The organism is Carboxydocella thermautotrophica (genome assembly GCA_003054495.1).
Classification (GTDB): domain Bacteria; phylum Bacillota.
Map to the genome: position 1 here is coordinate 1516190 of CP028514.1, position 20836 is coordinate 1537025.

Here is a 20836-nt window from a genome sequence, read left to right on the forward strand (position 1 = left end):
GTCTTAAAAAAGGCAAAATCGGCTTTGTTTATACTTCCATGATGATGGGCAAAATCATGGGTCTTCTCCTGGTCTTTTCATAAAGATATTTACCGATGCTGTCTCTAATTCCGGCTTTGATCGAAGCCCAATCAGCATTCCCTCTGACCTGGGTCTTCTCAATCGCGATCTTCACCTTCTCTTTGGCTTCTTCCATTAGCTTTTCCGCCTCACGGACATAGACGAAACCTCGTGAAACAATATCTGGACCTGCTACAATGGCACCGGTCTCTTTGTTCATTGTCACCACTACAATCAAAATCCCATCCTGGGCCAACTGTTTTCTATCCCGCAATACAATATTTCCCACATCGCCTACACCCAGGCCGTCAACCAGTACTTTACCGGCAGTGGTGCGACCTGCCACCCGTCCACTTTTGCGTGTAAACTCCAGCACCTGACCATTTTCAGCCACAAAGATATTGGCTTCATCCATTCCCATTTCTTTTGCCAGCTGGGCGTGTTTAATCAAATGGCGATATTCCCCATGTACCGGGACGAAAAACTTAGGCCTAACCAGGTTGAGCATCAGTTTTAGCTCCTCCTGGCTAGGGTGCCCGGAAACGTGGATACCGGAGAACTTTTCGTAAATTACTTCCGCCCCTTGTTTAAACAGGCTATTGATTACACGGGAAACCATGCGCTCATTTCCAGGGATGGGAGTAGCTGAAATAATTACCGTATCACCTGGTAAAATTTCCACTTGACGATGGTCTGCATTAGCCATGCGGGTAAGGGCAGACATAGGTTCACCCTGGCTACCAGTGGTCAAAATCACAACCTCATTGGCAGGATAGTCGTTGATATCATCCAGATCAATCATGATATCTTCCGGATAAGTCAAATACCCCAGCTCTGTGGCAATATTAACAACATTGACCATACTCCGCCCTGAAACAGCAACTTTTCTGCCATATTTGTGAGCCGCATTAATTACTTGCTGCAGACGATGAACATTGGAAGCAAAAGTGGCAACAATTATCCGGTTTTTGGCATTCTGAAAGGTTTCATCGAAAGTCAAACCTACTGTCCGCTCAGACATGGTATAGCCAGGGCGTTCCGCATTGGTACTATCTGCCAGTAAAACCAGAACTCCCTGATCGCCAAGCTCAGCGAATTTATGAAAATCGGTTACTTCCCCATCAACAGGAGTTTGGTCAAACTTGAAGTCCCCGGTATGCACAATCACACCTAACGGAGTTCTGACCGCTATTGCTACCGCATCAGGTATGCTGTGGCTGACCCGGATAAACTCCACTTTAAAAGGTCCGATGGTCACACTGTCTCTGGGTTTTACTGCCACTAACTTGCACTGCCCTAAAATCCCCGCCTCTCTCAACTTTCCCTGCAAAAGCCCTAAAGTCAATCTGGTCCCATAAACCGGCACATTCAGTTGTTTCAAGACATAGGGTAAAGCGCCGATATGGTCCTCATGTCCGTGGGTGAGGACTATCCCCCTGACCATTTCCTTATTTTCCAACAGATAGGTGATATCCGGAATCACAAAATCAATACCAGGCATATCATCTTCAGGAAACATCAAACCTGCATCAATAACCAGAATGTTATCCTCATACTTTACTACCATCATGTTTTTGCCAATTTCCCCCAGACCACCCAGGGGAATTAATGTAATTTTACCCTTGGCCGCAGCCATGGATACACCTCCTGACTTTTCTTTCTCTGCCCATCTTTGTGCCAGGAGAAGCAATCTTTTACCTCAGGTGATTCCGGATATAAGCCGCCCTTGCCACTTCGTAACAATTATACAGGAAAGCCAGTTCATTTACAAGTATTCCCCAAGAAAAGAAAAAAATCCGGGGCACCCCGGTTATAGCAATTTTGCTATTGCTGCTTTTATTTCTTCAGTAGCAGGGACTAAAGGCAGGCGTACACTGCCAACCTGAAAACCTTTAAGAGCCATCGCAGTTTTTACCGGTACTGGATTGGTAGTAATAAACAACCCCTTAAAAACAGGTATCAGTTCCCGATGCAAGCTGGCAGCAGTTTCGATATTGCCAGCAAGATAGCTTTCAATCATTTTTTTCATCTGCAGGCCTACAATATGAGCCGCTACACTAACTACTCCATAACAGCCCAGGCTTAACATGGGTAAAGTCAGACTATCATCACCGCTATAGACACGGAAGTTTGCCGGAACCAGACGTAGCAACTGACTTACCTGATCCAGGTTGCCGGAAGCCTCTTTAATAGCCACAATATTGGACACCTGAGCCAGTTCTGCCACCGTCTCCGGCAATAGATTGATTCCTGTTCTGCCCGGAATATTATAGAGCATAATGGGTAACCCAGTGGATTCTGCTACTGCCCGGAAGTGAGCTTTTAACCCGTTTTGACAGGGCTTATTATAGTAGGGAACTACCAGCATTACCCCATCTACACCCAGTTTTTCTGCTTCTTTGGTCAGAGCTATAGATTCTTTGGTATTATAGGAACCGGTTCCAGCAATAACCCGGGCTTTATTGCCCACCGCCTCCTTTACCGCCGCATAAAGCTTAATCTTTTCTTCTTTAGTAAGCGTAGGGGATTCACCAGTGGTCCCAGTCACAACTATTCCATCACTGCCGTTATCGACCAGGTACTGGGCTATCTTCTGAGCCTCAGAGTAGTTTACTTCATCATTTTCTGTAAAAGGAGTAATCATGGCGGTTATTAACCTGCCAAAATCCATTAATGTTTCCTCCCTTCTTATTGGTCCAAATAAAACTCAGTATGCAAGGCCCGTATTGCCCTTTCCATATCCTGATTTTTGACCAGTACCCAGATGGAGGTATAGGAATCAGCGGATTGCAGGATATTGATCTGTTCTCGATAAAGGGCGCGGGCAATTGCAGCCATTACCCCGGGAATGCCAGTCATACCAGCACCTACCACAGCTACTTTAGCGCATCCAGGGGTGAGATAAACTTGATAACCTAAATTAGCTAAGATGCTATATGCTTTTTCCGCCAGGTCATCTTTTACAGTAAAAGCTACCATTTGCGGATCAGCATTTATGAAATCCACACTGATGCCAGCTTCCGCCATGGCATGGAAGATTTTGTATTGTTCAGTGATGCCGTTTTCCTGAGCAAGGACAACTTTAACCTGGGTAATTCCAGCAATATGAGCTATCCCGGTAATCATTCGCTCTCGTTTAACACCATTATTGCCCTGAGCCTCCTGGTTACCAGTTACCAGTGTCCCCGGATGTTCGGAAAAAGTATTTTTAACCCAGATTGGGATGTTTTTTTGCATAGCAATTTCCACGGCACGGGGATGGATCACTTTGGCTCCTTCCTGGGCCAGCTGGCAAATTTCATTGAATGTAACCACATCCAGCAGTTTGGCTTTATCTACTATGCGCGGGTCAGCAGTCATAATGCCGTCAACATCAGTATAAATGTCAATATATTCGGCATTCAGGGCCACCCCCAGGGCAGAAGCAGTAGTATCACTGCCGCCCCGGCCCAGAGTGGTGATCTCACCTGCTTCAGTCATGCCTTGAAAACCTGCTACTACAGGGATTATATTGCGTTCCAGCAACTGCCGAATTCTTTTGGGTTCTACCCGCAGAATGCGGGCATCACCAAAATGGTCATCGGTAATTATCCCCGCCTGCCAGCCAGTCAGAAAAGAAGCTGCCAGCCCTCGCTCCAATAAGCCTGCCACTAAAACAACCCCGGAAATTATCTCTCCACAGACAGCCAGTAAATCCAATTCCCGCCGTGGCACTTTAGGGTTAGTTTTACGAACCAGATCCAGAAGGGTGTCGGTAGCATAAGGATCACCCCGCCGGCCCATGGCCGAAACGACTACTACCGGCAGGTATCCCTGTCGCACCGCACCAATAATTTTTTCCAGTACTTTTTCTCTGGTCTGCTCATTTGCTACCGATGTCCCACCAAACTTCTGGACAATAATCTTCATAAATTCGCACCTCGTCAAATACAATTATATTTGACCAGGAGTTCCGCTATTTGCACCGCATTTGTTGCTGCCCCTTTACGCAGCTGGTCGGCAACTACCCAGAGATTTAAACCATTGGCAAGGGAATTATCCTCCCGGATCCTGCCGACAAAAACTTCATCCCTATTGGAAGTGAAAAGTGGCATCGGGTACTGTTTTTCCTGGACATTATCAACCACAATAATACCAGGGCTATTGCGCAGTATTTCCCTGGCTTCAGCCGCAGTTAGCTTCCGCTCGGTCTCAATATTAATTGATTCGGAATGGCTGCGATAAACAGGAACCCGTACAGTCGTAGCTGTAACAGCAATATTGTCATCATGCAGAATTTTCTTGGTTTCCCGTACCATTTTCCACTCTTCTTTGGTATAATCCATGTCTTCAAAGACATCGATGTGAGGAATCAGGTTAAATGCGATTGGATAGGGAAACACCTGGGGCGGATACTCTTCCCCCGCCAGTACAGCCTGAGTTTGTTTGGTTAGTTCTTCAATGGCCTCAATTCCGGCACCAGAAACTGCCTGGTAAGTAGAAACAACAACCCTCTTAATTTTAGCAGCTTGATGCAGCGGATTCAATGCCACCACCATTTGAATAGTGGAACAATTGGGGTTAGCAATAATGCCTTTGTGCCATTTTACATCTTCGGGATTGACCTCTGGCACTACCAGGGGTACATCAGGTTCCAGCCGAAAGGCACTGGAATTATCAATAACTACACAACCAGCTTTGGCCGCGGAACGGGCAAATTCCTTACTGGCAGAGCCGCCAGCAAACAGCGCTATATCCACCCCTTGAAAGGATTCATGGGTAGTCTCCTCTACGATATAGCTTTTTCCCTGATATTGAATTTCCTTACCTGCAGAACGCTGGGATGCCAGTAATTTCAGGCCATTGATGGGAAATTCTCTTTCCGCCAGCACTTTTAGAATCTCCTGTCCTACTGCGCCAGTGGCACCTACTACAGCTACATTCAATTTTTTCACGTTCATCCCTCCATCTCTCTCTGTTATTTCGGTGGTCCTAACAAAACAGGCTGGATTTGGCGCCCGTTTAATGCCTCTATAATGGTATCAGGAATAAGTTCCATTTTAGCCACCAGTGAGTTGGGTTTTTGCCAGGGGTTATCCTGACAGAAAGGCACCAGATAGATATTTTTGCTGTTTAATAGTAATCCGATATTTTTAGCATTCATACCCAGTCCATCATTGGTCGAAACTGCAATGACCACCGGGCGGCCATTGCGCAAATGAGCTTTAGTAGCCATCAATACCGGGCCGTCGGTAATGCCATTGGCCAACTTGGCGATAGTATTGCCGGTACAGGGAGCGATCACTATCAGGTCTAACAGCTTGCCAGGACCGATGGGCTCTGCTGTGACTATTTCGTTTATTACAGGACCGCTACAATATTTAGAAAAGCGATTCAGCCAATCTTCTGCCTTGCCGAACTTGGTATCCGTCTGGTATGCCGCTTTGGACATAATCAGAGTGATCTCGGCACCCTCCTGAGCTAGCTGGTCCAGTACCGGTTCTACGGCAGCAAAGGTGCAAAAGGAGCCGGTGATAGCAAACCCGATTTTTTTACCCATGAGACGCATATCAGGCATCCCCCTTTTTAGTCAATCCAAGTTCCTGCATAATGATTTTGGGAATCACCTCAACCAGGATTTGGGCCGCTGTCACCGGTGCCACCTTGCCGGGGAGCCCCGGAGCCAGTACGGCTTTTATGCCGAGTCCGGCAGCAGTTTCAAAATCAACCCCGCCGGGATGGGAGGCCAAATCCAGAATATATGCGTCCGGGCGAACTTTTTTTAATTTTTCCCTGTCCAGCACCAGAGCTGGGACTGTGTTGAAGATAATATTCATACCAGGTAATACTCTGTCGATCTCAGCAAAGGCTACGGGAACATACCCGCATTCATAAATTCTTGCCAGGTCTTTTTGTTTTCTGGCTGCCACATAGGTATGCGCCCCAATGCCTTTGAGCATGCGAGCCAGAGTAATGCCAGTCCTGCCAAAACCGATAACCAGGGCATTAGAGCCATGGATAGTGATCGGTAAGGCTTCCATTGCCATCTGGATAGCCCCTTCAGCAGAAGGAATAGAATTGTAAATAGCAACATCATCTAGTTCCATATACTCGATAACCCGGTGACCAGTGCGTGCTACCAGTTGTTTTAAAGCCTTTTTAATCACTCCCACCAGGATTGGGGCCCGTAATGGCAAATGGGCAAGCGTCTCCTCCGTTAAAATTAAAGGAACAGATAAATGGGGAGCGTAAACTCTGCCGCCATCTCCAATTCCTGGTACCGGCAATAACAGCACATCTGCGTCTTTCAGAGCCTCGTGGATGCTGGCAGCTTGAATAATCTTAGGTCCAGATTTAAGATTGGGAACCCCGATGACTTTTAAAATCGCCCCCATTTCCGCCAGGGCATTCACCAGAATAATCTGCCTCTGGTCCCCACCAACTACGGCTATGGTTACCCCGTTTAATACAGGCGTCATTTTTTCCCTCCCTCCCTGAGCCTAAATCCCAATATACTCTCATGGTAGTTGTAGTATATGGTGCTCAGGGAGAAGGCGTGCCTGTTAGAGTTCCAAAAAGTTATCCAAACCGTATATTAAGCCCTGGGTATGATAAATCTGGCGAATACCCAGCAATACCCCGGGCATAAAGGACTCCCGGCTGATGGAATCATGGCGAATGGTGAGGGTCTGGCCTAAACCGCCAAAAATAACTTCCTGATGAGCGACATACCCTGGTAATCGTACGGAATGAATTCTAATCCCACCAAAATTGCCACCACGGCTAGCAGGAATGGTTTCTTTTTCCTCCGGGTGACCCTGAGCTTTTTCGCCCCTGACAGTCATAATGGCTTCCGCTGTCTTGATGGCTGTGCCCGAGGGAGCATCCAGTTTTTGATCATGATGTAATTCAATTATCTCTACATCGGGAAAGTACTGGGCAGCTTTTCGGGCAAATTCCATCATCAGGATAGCACCTAAGGCAAAATTCGGAGCTACCAGGCAGGCAGTTTGATATTGCTGACACCAGCGCTTAATCTCTTCCAGGTCCTGCTGGGAAATACCAGTCGTCCCTACTACTGCTTTAGCCCCATTGGCTAAAATGGTATGTATGTTGCCCATCACATTTTCCGGGCTGGTAAAATCGACCACTACATCAGCTCCAGTGGACCGAATAGTTTCGGCCAAATCATTGCTTACATATAAATCTGTAATTGCAATTTTTTCCTTATTACCGCGTACATCTACTGCTCCCACTAAAAGCAAGTCCGAAGCACTATTTACAGCTTTGATGACTTCCTGGCCCATTTTACCTAATGCACCATTAACTATAACCTTAATCATCTAATCCCTCCTCCTGCTTAATAAAAAAGCGACTGCTGAGTATTTCTCTCAGTAGTCGCCCAATTCCCGATGAGCAGAGTTAAAAGAAATACTCACCTCTGTCCCCCAAATGAGTCAGTGCTCCATTAGGAAACGGGGATTTCCTAATGACAGTCCCGGACATCTTCTGCCCGGTCCCAGCAACAATAGCGCAGATCTATTGTCACTTCGGCGGTCTCCCCTTTCCCCTGACCTCCTCGAGTTCTGCCCTCTCCGTCAGGTTACTCATGAATCCCGCGACCTCTGACTCATCCCTCGTCGAGATGAGGATGATATTTTTTAATTTATATATTAGCATAATTTTTCTCCTCTGGCAAGGCTGGTTAATAGGCGTATTTCTGATAGTTGGGATAAGTATTATCCAGTTCTACAATTACCACTTCACTGCCTATTTTTTTTATCGCCGGCCATGGTATAATCAGATATTGTTTGTCCATCCAAAACCCCAGCATACCACCCCGATTAGGTAAAATAATGGATTCTATCTGCCCGGTTCTGGGGTCGATGACCACATCAGACTCGCCGATGGTGCCCAATCTGGCGCCATCCAGGATATTTATTACTTCTTTGCCAATTAACTCACTCAAGCGCATAATCACTCCCCCTTTGGAATTAAATATATCCAACAGGGGACAAAATTATGCTTTATCTGCCGGTATGACCAAATCCTCCCGTGCCTCGCTCCGTTTGAGGCAATTCATCGGTTATAACCCATTGGCCTTGAACTACTGGGGCAATTACCAGCTGGGCTATTCGCTCTCCCGGCTGGATGGTAAAAGGCTGTTGGCCGTGATTGATCAAAATAACTTTTATCTCACCTCGATAATCAGCATCGATGGTACCAGGGGTATTTAAGCAGGTGATACCATGTTTGGCAGCCAGGCCACTCCTGGGCCGGACCTGAGCTTCATAACCGGGGGGTAAAGCAATGGCAATCCCGGTATCTATTAACCTGTACTGGCCCGGTTCCAAAATAACAGGTGCCGGAATAGCTGCAATTAAATCAGCCCCGGCGCTCCCTTCTGTCATATAAACCGGGACCACATCTAGTGGTAAATCCGTAACTTTTTTCAGGGGGACTTTTATTTGTGCCAAGATTCAATCACCTCTTGGGTACCTTTCGGTCCGATTGCTGCCAATGACCACCCCTGCTGGTACCAGAATTTTGTACCCAGCTGTTTTACCTGTTCCACAGTAACCTGATCTATTTTGGCCAGTACTTCCTCTATTGGTGTAATCCTCCCCAGGGTAAGTTCCAGCTTACCCAGCCTGGACATGCGACTGCTGGCTGACTCCAGACCGAGGACAAAATTTCCTTTAATTTGCTGTTTGGTCCGATGGAGCTCCTCCTCATTTAAATCATTTAACATTTGCTCGAAATTCTCTTTAATTAAAGTTAAGACTTGAGGGATATTATTCATGGTCAAGCCGGCATAAATCCCCAGTATGCCCGTATCCATATAATTACTGGTATAGGAATATACCGAATAAGCCAAGCCTCGTTCTTCCCTTATGCTCTGAAACAAGCGGGAACTGATCCCACCCCCTAGTAAACTATTAAGACAGTGCAGCCCATAAATATCGGGATCTCCTGCTGCCAGACCATAACTGCCCAGGCAGATATGTACCTGTTCAATATCCTTGGTTTTAACCAGTACAGGTTGCTGTTCAAAAGTGTTTTGGCTGGTAACGGTTAGGGCATTTTCCCGCTGCCAGTTAACAAACAACTGGGTAAAACGATTCTTTACATATTCTGGCTCAAAAGAACCGGCAATAGCTATCACAGTGTTTTCAGGACGATAGGTTTGTTCTAAATAGGTCAAAATATCTTCCCGTCTGATGTTATTTATGATTTCTGTTGTACCAATGATCGGACGACCCAAAGCATGTCCGCTGAAAAGCGCTCGGGAAAGCAAGTCATGCACAATATCATCGGGAGTATCTTCATACATTTTAATTTCTTCCAGAATTACATTCCGTTCTTTATCAATAGCATCTGTGGCAAAAAGGGAATTGAAAAACATATCGGTCAGAACATCAATTGCGATATCAATGTATTCATCCAGTACTTTAGCATAATAGCAGGTATATTCCTTGGAAGTAAAGGCATTTAGTTGTCCGCCAACAGCATCAAGAGCTTCTGCCAATGCTTTAGCACTACGCTGGGTTGTTCCTTTAAACATCATGTGTTCAATAAAATGAGAAATACCGTTATTTTGTTCATTTTCTGATACAGAACCAGCTTTAACCCAAATGCCAATGGAGACGGATTTTACCCAGGGTAAGTGTTCATAAACAATCCGTACACCATTGGGCAAAACAATTTTTTCGATCATTCTATATCCTCCCTGAACCCACAAAATTACCTCTAAAAAATTCAACACGATCGAGCAAATTCCTGCTTATGACGACATATTTGTTAATAATTTTCCAATTGATTCAATCTCATAACCTTCCTGTCGGATCTGGTTAATTAAGGAAGGTAACGCTAAAACTGTTGGAGCTGTAGGGTGAATGAGTATTATTCCACCATTACGCAGTTTACGCTTTACCCGTTGTAAAATTATTTCTGGTGCCGGTTTTTGCCAGTCGATGGTATCGATGTTATTGATTACAGTAATATGGCCTGTTTCATAGGCAGTGCTGATAACAAAATCATTAAAGTCACGATAAGGGGGGTGGTAATAAACCGTTGGTTTTCCCGTCAGTCCCCGAAGGATTTCCGCAGTCCGGGTTATATCTTCAATTAGTTGTCTCCGACCCAAACGGGTAGGATAAACATGACGAAAACCATGGTTTTCCACCTCATGGCCATAGGCCACAATTTCTCTTACCAGGTCGCCATTTTTCTGGGCCCATTGCCCTTCCACAAAAAAAGTAATCTTAACATTTTTGTCTTTAAGTACCTTTAATAAAGGCGGTAAATATTCCTCCCCCCAGGCTACATTACACATTATAGCTACCGCCTTTTTATCACTTGGTCCTGATTCAACCAGCCCTTTGGCAATTACTGGTTGCGCCGCTTCTCTGTTATAAAATATAGTTACCAAAAAGATAAGCAAAATCAGTGAAAAAAAGAATAGTTTTTTTTTCATTCCCAGTTTTCGCCTCCCTCCATTCTATTTTATTATTCTTTACTGTTTACGATGCCAGAAGTTCGTAATTATATCGCGATCAGGATAAAGCTCAATCCGGCCAATGAACTGGTTTCCAAACCAGAACTCCGCTTTTCCTACTGGTTGTTGAGCCTTAACCGGTAACTTAATATTAGGATTGATATATACTCTTTTTATAATCTGATTTTTTTCGGAGGCAGGCAGCACCACTTCTATTCTTTTTTTACTGATTACATCAAATTCTAGCGGCCTATTGCCGCCCAGGCGCACTCTTTGCCAGTCTTGGTCAAAATCTACAATAATCTCCTTTGTACACCTTTCTTCAGTAAATCTCTTTAGTTTCAACATGTCACCCCAGCGTTCAGAACTATTTAGCACGATCCCAATAAAATGATGACCATGGGCGTCCCACGCCCCAGCCAGACATTTGCCAGCCAGGCTAGTGGTACCGGTTTTTATACCATAAATTCCCTGGTCACTAAAAAGTAAGCGGTTGGTATTGCGTAAGGTCAGCTTTTTTTCCTCTCCTTTACGCTTTATCATGATTTCTGCCTCTTTCATTCCTGCCAGGGCTTTAAATTCAGGATTACGCATTGCCATCGCTGACCAAACCGCCAGATCATAAGGGGATATGCGATGATTAGCTACTGACAAGCCATGAGTGTTGGTAAAACTGGTACTAGCAAGCCCAAAACCATAAGCAGTGCCATTCATTAGTTGTAAAAACAGCTCCAGGTCACCGGCTGTAGCTTCTGCAATCGCTATGGTAGCATCATTGGCAGAAACGATCATGGCCGCTTTCAATAAATCTTCAAATTTGATTTCATCTTCACTCTTTAGCCCAATGATAGAGCCAGTATTTAAATTTCCAGCTTTCTGTGATACAATCACCACTTTCTTATGGTCGCCAAATCTCAATCCTGTCAGGACAGTTGCTATCTTAGTCAAGCTGGCGGGATGAGCTTGCTTATTCATCTTTTTTTCCCAGATTATCAAGCCTGTATCCATGTCATAGAGAACGGCCTGGGCAGCTTTGAGCTGGAGGGATTGAGCAGCATGAGCACTTTCCACCGCTAAGAACAATATTAAACACAAACTAAACATGACTTTTCTAATCATTTTTATCCTCCTTCCCCTTTTATTATGCCCAGATAAACAAAAAAAGCTCAGGTAATTCCTGAGCTTAACCCTTTTGCTTTTCTTCCTGGATAGCTTGCTTGCGGGAAAGATTGATCCGCCCCAAATCATCAATCTTGATTACCTTAACAGGAATCTGATCGCCAACACTGACTACATCTTCTACTTTATTGACTCTCTGTTCGGAAAGCTGACTGATATGCACTAAGCCTTCCTTACCGGGCAGAACTTCGACAAAGGCGCCAAATTCTACAATCCGAACTACTTTACCGAGATAAGTTTTGCCTACTTCCACCTCCTCGGTGAGTTCCTCGATCATTTCCTGTGCTTTTCTACCAGCAGATTGGTCAATTGCATATATGAAGACTCGGCCATCATCTTCAATATCAATCTTTACTCCGGTTTCATCAATGATTTTCTTGATGGTTTTACCACCAGGGCCAATCACCGTCCTGATTTTATCCGGATGAATGGTCAGGAAAATCAGGCGCGGAGCCCATGGTGACAACTCCTTACGGGGTGCCGGTAAAGTCTCCAGCATCTTCTGAAGAATATACAGCCGTCCCTGTCGGGCCTGTTCCAGAGCCATCTTGAGGATCTGCCGGTCAATCCCAGCGATCTTGATATCCATTTGAATGGCTGTTACCCCGATTTCAGTACCTGCAACTTTGAAATCCATATCCCCCAGAGCGTCTTCCATACCCTGGATATCGGTCAGGACCCGGACAATATCTCCTTCCTTAACCAGACCCATAGCTACACCGGAAACGGGGCGCTTGATAGGTACACCTGCATCCATTAAGGACAAGGTGCTGCCGCAAACGCTGGCCATGGAACTGGAACCATTGGATTCCAGGACTTCGGAAACCAGGCGGATAGTATAGGGGAAGACCTTTTCATCAGGTATCATAGGTTCGAGAGCTCTTTCTGCCAGAGCGCCGTGACCGATTTCCCGTCGGGATGGAGCCCGGAGCGGTCTGGCTTCTCCTGTGCTATAAGGCGGAAAATTGTAATGATGCATATAGCGTTTTGATTCGTCTACTCCCAGGTCATCCAGAATCTGTTCATCCCCAATCGCCCCCAGAGTAGTAACGGTCAGTACCTGGGTCTGTCCTCTGGTAAAGATAGCAGAACCATGGGTTCTGGGCAAAACTCCGACTTCACACCAGATAGGACGAATTTCATCCAGTTTCCGGCCATCAGGACGGATTCCTTCAGTGATAATCATCTGCCGTACAGTTTCTTTCAAGATGTTATGAAATACTTTTTCCAGCTCTTTTTCCCGTTCCGGATATTGTTCCTGGAAATGTTCTAGCACTTTTTTCCTCAGTTCTTCTAATGTATCCTGCCGTTGCTGTTTGTCAAAAATTCGCACTGCCTGGTTGATCTCTTCGGCAATAAATGCCCTGACTGCCTGGTCCATTTCAGGATCTGGCTGGGCCAATGGAATTTCCCGTTTAACCACTGCCAGTTCAGTTTGAACCTGAATCTGAAATTCTACTATCTTCTTGATTTCTTCATGGGCAAACATGATGGCTTCCAGAATTTCATCTTCCGGAACCTCATTGGCAGCAGCTTCCACCATCATTACTGCATCTTTGGTTCCCGCTACGACGATGTGCATGTCGCTCTTTTCAGATTGTTCTAGATTAGGATTAATGATAAGCTTCCCATCAACGCGGCCAACGATAACAGCCCCAATAGGTCCGTTAAAAGGTATGTCAGAAATGGTTAGAGCAACGGATGCACCACACAAAGCCACAACCCGCGGGTCATGATCCTGGTCAACGGACATTACAGTAGCTACTATATGTACATCATTGCGAAAACCTTCAGGAAATAAGGGACGTATGGGTCTGTCAATCAAACGGGCAGCCAGAATGGCTTTTTCCCCCGGCCTGCCTTCCCGTTTGATGAAACCGCCTGGGATCTTACCAGCGGCATATAATCTTTCTTCATAATCTACTGTCAAAGGAAAGAAATCAATCCCTTCCCGGGGTTCCTTGGAACAGGTAGCCGTAACCAGGACCCGAGTATCGCCATATGCTGCCATCACAGCACCATTGGCCTGTTTTGCCAGTTTCCCGGTCAAAAAAGACATGGTCCTGCCGCCTACCTCTAACTGGAAGGTTCGTTCCATTGCTATATTTTCCTCCTCTCAATTTCGCCATTTAAGAATAACCTATAATTATTTCCACATTACCTATAGTATTTCCTGCTTATCTAGCAAAAAATACATTATTTTCCCATCATACAAAATGATTGATATAAAACAAGCGGGGTCTATACCCCGCTTATTGTCTATCTTCTCAGACCCAGTTGCTCAACAATATTACGGTAACGATTGAAATCCTTTTCCTTCAAATAGTTGAGCAAGCCTCTTCTCTGGCCTACCATTTTGAGCAGACCCCGACGAGAATGATGGTCCTTCTTATGAACCTTCAGGTGTTCAGTCAGGTAATTGATTCTCTCGGTCAGGATAGCAATCTGCACTTCAGGAGAACCAGTGTCCATGTCATGCAGTTTGTACTTGGCGATAATAGCTTGCTTCTGTTCTGTAGTGAGTGCCATGGTTTTCACCTCCTATTCCTAATATCCCCACAAGCCAAGAAGAAGGGCGGAGCCTCCTCCCTCCGAGCCAGTGGTTCTTTATAACAAAGGGATTCCTTTGTTAACTCATTTTCCAATGACAGTGATCACTATCCGCAAATTATCACTGTCTTTAACAACAACATCAAACCATCTTCCTGAACCAGCGAGAAAATTTCTAAATCTGGTGGCAACCTGAATCCGTCCAGGAATACTGCTGGCTGCTGCCAGAACATCTTCAACCCGAATCAGTTGCTGTCTCTCTTCCTGCAAGCGCCTCCGGGCATGATCGCTGATAATCACATTCACCTTTACTCACCCTGAGTCAAGCAGGACACTTATAAAATATACCATATCGGCCCCGCTTTGTAAAGTATCCTGCTTAGATTATATGCAAGGTGAGTAAAAAAGGCCTCTAGCTTTGGCAATATCCAGCTTTATTTGCTCTTTCAATTCTGCCACACTGGTAAATTTTTTTTCATCCCTTAATTTTTTAAGAAATTCCACTTCGATAGTCTCGCCATAAAGCTCGGGCACATTATCATTTAAAATAAAAACTTCCAAACCCAGCTGGCCTTGTTCATAAAAAGTAGGCCTATGTCCTAGATTGGCTACTCCCGGCCACTGCTGTTCCTGCCACCTAACTTTGACAGCATAAACTCCTTGCGCCGGAATGACCAGTTTCCTGTCAACTGCTACATTAGCAGTAGGAAACCCTAGTTCCCTCCCCCGCGCATCACCATGCTTTACTTCACCGGCAAGATAGGGATAATAGCCCAAACAGGTTGCCGCTGCTTCCATATTGCCCTGCTGGATATAGTGACGAATCAGGGAACTGCTTACCCGCTGCCCGTCAACAGTTACAGGAGGCACTATTTCTACCGGTACATTATAGACATTCCCCAGTTCCTGCAAAGTTTCTGCAGTACCTTTTCCGCCCTGGCCAAAGGTATAATTATACCCTACCACCAGACCCCTAACTCCTACTTGTTCCAGTAACACTTCTGTAAAAAAAGCCCGGGGCAAAAGTTCAGCAAAAATCCGGGTAAAGGGCACCACCAGAACGACTTCTATCCCTTTACTGGCCAACAATTGGAGTTTTGCCTTCTGATCGAGAATCATAGGAGGTAATTTTTGAGGGGCAAGTAATTGCAAGGGATGGGGATCGAAGGTCATGACACCCGGAATAGCGTCCAGCTGTGCCGCCAGTTGTAAAGTTTTCATCAACAAAGCTTGATGGCCGCGGTGTACCCCGTCAAAATTCCCCAGAGCCAGAACCAGCCTTCCTCTCAGGTCCCGCCCAAGATCAGACAGGTCTCTTAATATCAACATTCCTTACCCCTCCCGGAAAACAATCACAGGTTGCAGATGACCATTCTCTATGCTTTTGGCCACAGCTAATAACCTGCCCTGTTGATTGCACAGCAAGATTCTTTCCGCCTGGTCTGGAAATGTTTTAGTATAAGGCAAATTGATCCTGTTCCCGTTTTCCACTTTTCTTGCTTCTTCTGCGGAAACAATAACTACCGGCCAATCCGGAAAAACCTGCTCAACAGAAAAAAGATAATCCTTTATTTGGTCTCCGTCCATCTCTTCTAACTCTTCCAGTGCTAAGCCATTCTTCAGGTTAAAAATCCCGACTTCTGTCCGTTCCAGTGCTGTCATGACTGCCCCTGTTCCCAGTTTCTGCCCCAGGTCGTGCACCAGGCTCCTGATATATGTTCCTTTTGAACAATGGACCTCTATTTCTACTAATGGGTGGTCACTGCCCAGCTGTTCTATTTTTGCAAGTTTTATCTGATAGATCTCGACAGGACGAGCCTCCCGTTCCACTACAATTCCCTGCCGGGCCAGCTCATATAAGGGCTTACCCTGCCTTTTAATAGCAGAGAACATAGGAGGTACCTGCATTATTTGGCCTTCGAACGTTTGTAAAGCTAATACAATCATCTCCCCGGTAATGTGACTGGCCGTGGTTTCGGCTATCACACTGCCTTCCCGGTCATAAGTATCGGTCTCAATCCCCAGTTGCAGCTGGGCCCGGTATTTTTTACCCATGTTGCTCACATACTCAGCCAATCGGGTAGCTGGTCCTAAACATAGAGGAAGTACCCCCGTTGCCAGCGGGTCCAAGGTACCAGTATGGCCGATTTTTATTTTACCGGTTTTTTTCTTAACCCTTTGTACTACTTGTTGAGATGTTAGTCCAGCTGGTTTTAGTACATTAAGAAAACCAAAATGCATATTTATGCCCCCGCGCCCTCAGTTATTAATATGGCCTGTTCAATTATTTTCTGTTCAGCCTCTGTTAAGGGACCACGGTAACGACAGCCAGCGGCTCTCTGATGGCCGCCTCCCCCAAATATCTGGGCCAGCGCATTGACATCAACAGCCTTCTTGGAGCGGAAGCTGACCTTAACTAGATCTGGCTCAGCTTCTCTGAGCAGAATCCCAACCTCTACGCCCTTCTGGGCTTTGGCATAATTAACTATACCTTCCAGATGCTCATCCCGGGCCTGTAAACGGGTCAAAGTTTGCTTATCCAGTACCAGCCAGCAGACTTTGCGCTGGGGTGAATATTGAAAGTGGGCAAAGGCATACCCAAGCACCGCCAGGGTTTCTGGCGGTATTTCTTCATAGATCTGGTGATTGATTGTTTCAGTATCGGCACCGGCCTCTTTCAATTCTGCTGCAATCCGGAAAGTGCTGGCGGTGGTATTAGGAAAACGAAAAGAACCGGTATCGGTCACAATGGTAACATACAGACAGGTGGCTATTTCCCTTGATAATGGCACCCCAGACATTTTCACCAGCTCATATATGATTTCACCGGAAGCAGCCCGTTCAGGAACTACCAGGTTAAAATCAGCAAAAAGCTTGTTACTGATATGATGGTCAATATTGAAGAGGGTGCTAGCCTGACGGTAATAAGGCAAAATTTCATCCCCACAGCGTTTCGGTTCAGAACAGTCGACAAAGATCAGGTTTTTCCCCTGCCAGTCTCCTGCCTGGGGGCAAGAGAAACGTTGCACCCCCGGCAGGAAATGATAAAGCTCCGGTACTGGGTCCAGATTCCAGAGTTCAACCTTTTTCCCCAGACTCTCCAGCATAAAGGCCAGGGCCAGAGCAGAACCGATAGTATCACCATCAGGATTGATATGGCCGATGATAGCAAAATCATCCAGCTCTTGTAGCTTAGCCAGGAAATTTTTAATCTCTTGATTCTTCATTCTGGTTCACCTTGTTTAAAAGCTCCATTATCCTGGCACCATGCTCTATCGACTCATCATAGACGAATTGCAGTTCCGGAGCAAACCGCAGGCGCAGGCGTCGACCCAGCTCCCCTCTGAGCCAGCCGCTGGACTTTTCCAGCAGCTCAGCAACTGCTCCTTTATCACCCTTGCCACCCAGCAGGGTGAAATAAATTTTGACATACCGCAGGTCAGAAGAGACATTGACCGCTGTAACAGTGACCAGTCGTAAAACTTCTTCTTTAACATCTTCGCGCAGGATTTTAGCCAGTTCCTTTTTAATTTCTTCAGCTACACGTTGCGGTCTGTGACCTCCCATTTTAGTTCACCTGCCCTAAATTTCTCTTTTTATTTTTTCAAAGGTAAAGAACTCAAGAATATCTCCTTCTTTGATATCATTATACTTTTCAATGGTCAAACCGCACTCATATCCCTGGTTAACTTCACGTACATCATCTTTAAACCGCTTGAGAGATTCCAGTTTACCCTCGTGCACGACGATTCCATTGCGGATTAACCGTAAATGGCTATCCCGGGTAATTTTGCCTTCCAGCACATAGCAACCTGCGATGGTACCGATTTTGGAGGCCTTGAAAGTCTGACGCACTTCCGCCCGCCCCAGGACTACTTCCTTGATTTCCGGCTCCAGCAAGCCACTCATAGCGGCTTTTACATCTTCGATAGCATCATAGATAACCCGATACAGTCTGATATCGATTTTTTCCTTTTCAGCCGCCTTACGTGCATTGCTGTCCGGCCGGACATTAAAGCCAATTATAATAGCATTAGAGGCTGAAGCCAGCATAATATCGGTTTCAGTTATAGCTCCAACCCCGCCGTGAATGGGTTTAACTCTTACTTCATCATTGCTCAGATTTTCCAGGGACTGCTTCAAGGCCTCTACTGAACCTTGCACATCCGCTTTAACAATGACATTTAGTTCCTTGATTTCCCCTTCTTTAATACGGGCAAAGAGGTCCTCCAGACTAACCTTGCTGTTAGCCTTCAGTTCCTCTTCCCGCTTGCGATCCAGCCTGATTTGCACCAGTTGCTTGGCCTTTTTCTCATCATCAAAAGCATAGAAAACATCCCCAGCTTCTGGTACTTCTGACAACCCCAGGACCTCAACCGGCATCGAGGGTGGTGCTTTCTTGACCTGTCTTCCCTTATCATCGGTCATGGCTCTGACCCTACCAAAGGCAGTACCGGCAACGATGGCATCACCAATTTGCAGGGTACCATTTTGCACCAGCACAGTAGCCACCGGTCCGCGGCCTTTATCCAGTTTAGCCTCAATCACTGTACCTTTGGCCAGGCGTTTGGGATTAGCTTTCAGCTCCAGCATTTCAGCCACCAGCAGAATCATTTCCAGCAAGTCACTAATTCCTTGCTTGGTTTTGGCAGAAACATTTACACAAATGGTATCTCCGCCCCATTCTTCCGGCAGCAGACCGTGTTCAGTCAGTTCCTGTTTTACCCGATCAGGGTTAGCTCCTGGTTTATCCATTTTGTTAATGGCAACTATGATCGGTACATTGGCAGCTTTTGCGTGGTTGATAGCCTCAACAGTCTGGGGCATTACCCCATCATCAGCCGCTACCACCAGGATAGCGATATCAGTAACCTTTGCCCCCCGGGCTCGCATTGCTGTAAAAGCTTCGTGACCGGGAGTATCCAGGAAGGTAATTTTCTGCCCATTGTGCTCGACTTGATAAGCGCCAATATGCTGGGTAATTCCACCAGCTTCTGAAGCAGTAACATTAGTCTGACGGATAGCGTCGAGCAAGGAAGTTTTCCCATGGTCAACATGCCCCATTACCGTAACCACACAAGGACGGGCTACCAGATCCTCAGGACTATCTTCCTGCTCCAACAGCTCCAGAATTTCTTTTTCCGGGTCCTCGATTTTGACCTGAACTTCCACCCCGTAATCAGCGCAGATAATTTCAGCGACTTCTGCGTCGATTTCCTGGTTGATGGTAGCCATAATGCCCAGGCCGATTAACTTTTTAATCAATTCAGCGGCTGGTTTCTTTAAACGATTAGCCAGCTCCTGTACAGAAATGGAAGCTCCCATAATGATAGGCCCAATAACTTCCTGATTTTCATTGCTCGCCCTTTGCTGTTTGTTTCCTTTTTTGGCTTTACCGCGGGTTTTTTGCTTCTCCAGCAATTTTTGTTCTTCCCGTTCCCGGCGTAATTCGATAATGTTCTTTTCCTCTTTTTCCAACGGTTTTACCTTTTCCCGCGGCTGCTCCTTTTCCGGTGGTATTACCGGAGGTATACTAGCAGCGGCCTGGGGTCGCGGACGGCGCTGGTCGTCCTTACGGAATTGGGGCTGATTAGCCGCTGCGGCAGGGGCCTGACCCGGTTTTCTGTCCCGATTCTGCTCCCGCTGCCGATCACGCCTTTCACCTTGCGGTACTGGTCTGTTTCCAGGTCTGTTATGCCGGTGCTGTTGACCCTGAGGCCGGTGCTGTTGCTGTTTCGGTTGCTGTTGTTGTGTGGTAGTTTCTGTCTGCTGTTTTTTGGCTGTCTGCTGCTTAGGCACGGATTTCTCCTCTTTTTTCTCTTTTTGACCTTTTGCTTTTGCCCGTAGCATTTCTGCTACATCATCTTCAATTGTGCTCATGTGATTTTTTACCTCTATTCCATGGTTTTTTAGCCAGCTGATCATATTTTTACTTTCTATCCCCAGTTCCTTTGCCAGCTCATGCACCCTGATTTTACCCATGAATTCACCCCCAGAAGTTATGCTTTTAGACCAGATTTTCATATACGGCTTTTGCCAGTTCGGCATCAAGAATCAGTACCACGGCTCTGGGAGATTTGCCCAGTGCTATGCCCAGTTCCGTTTTCGTTCCGGCAATTACGCTCTTTATACCCAGGGACTTAGCCCAGTGTTGATAAACATTTATCCGTTTACTATTTAAATCTCCTGCCAGAACCAGTAATTCTCCTTTGCCTTTTTTCAACATGGCCTCAACAGCCGCTTCGCCCGATACCACTTTCCCTGAACGTTGCCCCAGCCCTAAGAGACCTAACCATCTGTTTCGCATGCCGCCAACTCCTGTTCCAGTTGACTGATTAGTTCAGGAGGAATGGTAACCGACAGGGCTCTGTCCAACCGCTTGCCTTTGACTGCTTTTTTTAAACATTCCAAATTGGGACAGATATAAGCCCCACGCCCATTCTTTTTCCCAGTCGAGTCGACCAGCACCTCTCCTTCTGGAGTCCGTACTATCCGTACCAGTTCTTTTTTAGGCTTCATCTCCTGACAGCCTACGCATTTTCTTTCCGGAATCTTTTTTACCTTCATCAG

The 20836-nt window shown here is 46.1% G+C and carries 22 protein-coding genes and 1 riboswitch; all 22 genes read right to left on the minus strand.

Annotated features, from left to right (window positions below; all coding sequences use genetic code 11):
* Positions 1–28 precede the first annotated feature (28 nt).
* The gene (locus CTH_RS07685) at positions 29–1696 is read right to left on the minus strand and encodes a ribonuclease J (protein WP_078665226.1); all 1668 of its coding nucleotides are present in this window, start codon (positions 1694–1696) and stop codon (positions 29–31) included.
* 174 nt (positions 1697–1870) lie between these two features.
* Positions 1871–2731 carry a 4-hydroxy-tetrahydrodipicolinate synthase gene (gene dapA / locus CTH_RS07690; protein ID WP_078665227.1) on the minus strand — a complete coding sequence of 287 codons (861 nt, stop codon included), beginning with the start codon at positions 2729–2731 and terminating at the stop codon, positions 1871–1873.
* Between the two features lie 17 nt (positions 2732–2748).
* Entirely contained in the window at positions 2749–3969 is a 1221-nt protein-coding gene (gene dapG / locus CTH_RS07695; protein ID WP_078665228.1) for an aspartate kinase, read from the minus strand.
* A gap of 14 nt (positions 3970–3983) precedes the next feature.
* Complete coding sequence (locus CTH_RS07700; RefSeq protein ID WP_078665229.1) at positions 3984–4994, minus strand: aspartate-semialdehyde dehydrogenase; 1011 nt, start codon at positions 4992–4994, stop codon at positions 3984–3986.
* 23 nt (positions 4995–5017) lie between these two features.
* Positions 5018–5608 carry a dipicolinate synthase subunit B gene (locus CTH_RS07705; RefSeq protein ID WP_078665230.1) on the minus strand — a complete coding sequence of 197 codons (591 nt, stop codon included), beginning with the start codon at positions 5606–5608 and terminating at the stop codon, positions 5018–5020.
* Between the two features lies 1 nt (position 5609).
* Positions 5610–6518 (minus strand): dipicolinate synthase subunit DpsA, encoded by a 909-nt coding sequence (dpsA, locus tag CTH_RS07710; protein ID WP_079906376.1) that lies wholly within the window; start codon positions 6516–6518, stop codon positions 5610–5612.
* A gap of 84 nt (positions 6519–6602) precedes the next feature.
* Complete coding sequence (gene dapB / locus CTH_RS07715; RefSeq protein ID WP_078665232.1) at positions 6603–7382, minus strand: 4-hydroxy-tetrahydrodipicolinate reductase; 780 nt, start codon at positions 7380–7382, stop codon at positions 6603–6605.
* A gap of 107 nt (positions 7383–7489) precedes the next feature.
* Positions 7490–7675, minus strand: a riboswitch (Lysine riboswitch).
* A 69-nt stretch (positions 7676–7744) separates the two neighbouring features.
* Complete coding sequence (locus tag CTH_RS07720; protein WP_078665233.1) at positions 7745–8014, minus strand: YlmC/YmxH family sporulation protein; 270 nt, start codon at positions 8012–8014, stop codon at positions 7745–7747.
* Positions 8015–8066: 52 nt separating this feature from the next.
* Positions 8067–8516: a dUTP diphosphatase gene (gene dut, locus CTH_RS07725; protein ID WP_200803473.1), complete on the minus strand. Its 450-nt coding sequence runs from the start codon at positions 8514–8516 to the stop codon at positions 8067–8069.
* The gene (locus tag CTH_RS07730) at positions 8504–9757 is read right to left on the minus strand and encodes a M16 family metallopeptidase (RefSeq protein WP_078665235.1); all 1254 of its coding nucleotides are present in this window, start codon (positions 9755–9757) and stop codon (positions 8504–8506) included. The genes dut and CTH_RS07730 overlap by 13 nt, the downstream gene beginning before the upstream one ends.
* Positions 9758–9823: 66 nt before the next feature.
* A complete protein-coding gene (locus CTH_RS07735; RefSeq protein ID WP_107753460.1) occupies positions 9824–10516 on the minus strand; it encodes a polysaccharide deacetylase family protein in 693 nt (230 codons plus the stop codon).
* 39 nt (positions 10517–10555) lie between these two features.
* Positions 10556–11656, minus strand: coding sequence for a D-alanyl-D-alanine carboxypeptidase family protein (locus CTH_RS07740; protein WP_159071880.1), 1101 nt, complete (start codon positions 11654–11656; stop codon positions 10556–10558).
* A 64-nt stretch (positions 11657–11720) separates the two neighbouring features.
* On the minus strand, positions 11721–13814 hold the full coding sequence (locus CTH_RS07745; protein WP_078665238.1) for a polyribonucleotide nucleotidyltransferase: 2094 nt from the start codon (positions 13812–13814) through the stop codon (positions 11721–11723).
* A gap of 161 nt (positions 13815–13975) precedes the next feature.
* Positions 13976–14245: a 30S ribosomal protein S15 gene (gene rpsO / locus CTH_RS07750; RefSeq protein ID WP_078665239.1), complete on the minus strand. Its 270-nt coding sequence runs from the start codon at positions 14243–14245 to the stop codon at positions 13976–13978.
* Positions 14246–14350: 105 nt separating this feature from the next.
* Positions 14351–14572: a hypothetical protein gene (locus tag CTH_RS07755; protein WP_078665240.1), complete on the minus strand. Its 222-nt coding sequence runs from the start codon at positions 14570–14572 to the stop codon at positions 14351–14353.
* A gap of 78 nt (positions 14573–14650) precedes the next feature.
* Positions 14651–15595 (minus strand): bifunctional riboflavin kinase/FAD synthetase, encoded by a 945-nt coding sequence (locus CTH_RS07760; protein ID WP_078665241.1) that lies wholly within the window; start codon positions 15593–15595, stop codon positions 14651–14653.
* Positions 15596–15598: 3 nt separating this feature from the next.
* The gene (truB, locus tag CTH_RS07765; protein ID WP_079906371.1) at positions 15599–16507 is read right to left on the minus strand and encodes a tRNA pseudouridine(55) synthase TruB; all 909 of its coding nucleotides are present in this window, start codon (positions 16505–16507) and stop codon (positions 15599–15601) included.
* A 2-nt stretch (positions 16508–16509) separates the two neighbouring features.
* The gene (locus CTH_RS07770) at positions 16510–17493 is read right to left on the minus strand and encodes a DHH family phosphoesterase (RefSeq protein ID WP_078665243.1); all 984 of its coding nucleotides are present in this window, start codon (positions 17491–17493) and stop codon (positions 16510–16512) included.
* Positions 17474–17833, minus strand: a complete 360-nt coding sequence (rbfA, locus tag CTH_RS07775; protein ID WP_078665244.1) for a 30S ribosome-binding factor RbfA — start codon at positions 17831–17833, stop codon at positions 17474–17476. Before rbfA ends, CTH_RS07770 begins: the two co-directional genes overlap by 20 nt.
* A 15-nt stretch (positions 17834–17848) precedes the next feature.
* Complete coding sequence (infB, locus tag CTH_RS07780; protein WP_079906369.1) at positions 17849–20248, minus strand: translation initiation factor IF-2; 2400 nt, start codon at positions 20246–20248, stop codon at positions 17849–17851.
* 25 nt (positions 20249–20273) lie between these two features.
* On the minus strand, positions 20274–20573 hold the full coding sequence (locus CTH_RS07785; protein WP_078665246.1) for a L7Ae/L30e/S12e/Gadd45 family ribosomal protein: 300 nt from the start codon (positions 20571–20573) through the stop codon (positions 20274–20276).
* Positions 20555–20833, minus strand: coding sequence for an RNase P modulator RnpM (rnpM, locus tag CTH_RS07790; RefSeq protein WP_078665247.1), 279 nt, complete (start codon positions 20831–20833; stop codon positions 20555–20557). Before rnpM ends, CTH_RS07785 begins: the two co-directional genes overlap by 19 nt.
* Positions 20834–20836: the final 3 nt, after the last annotated feature.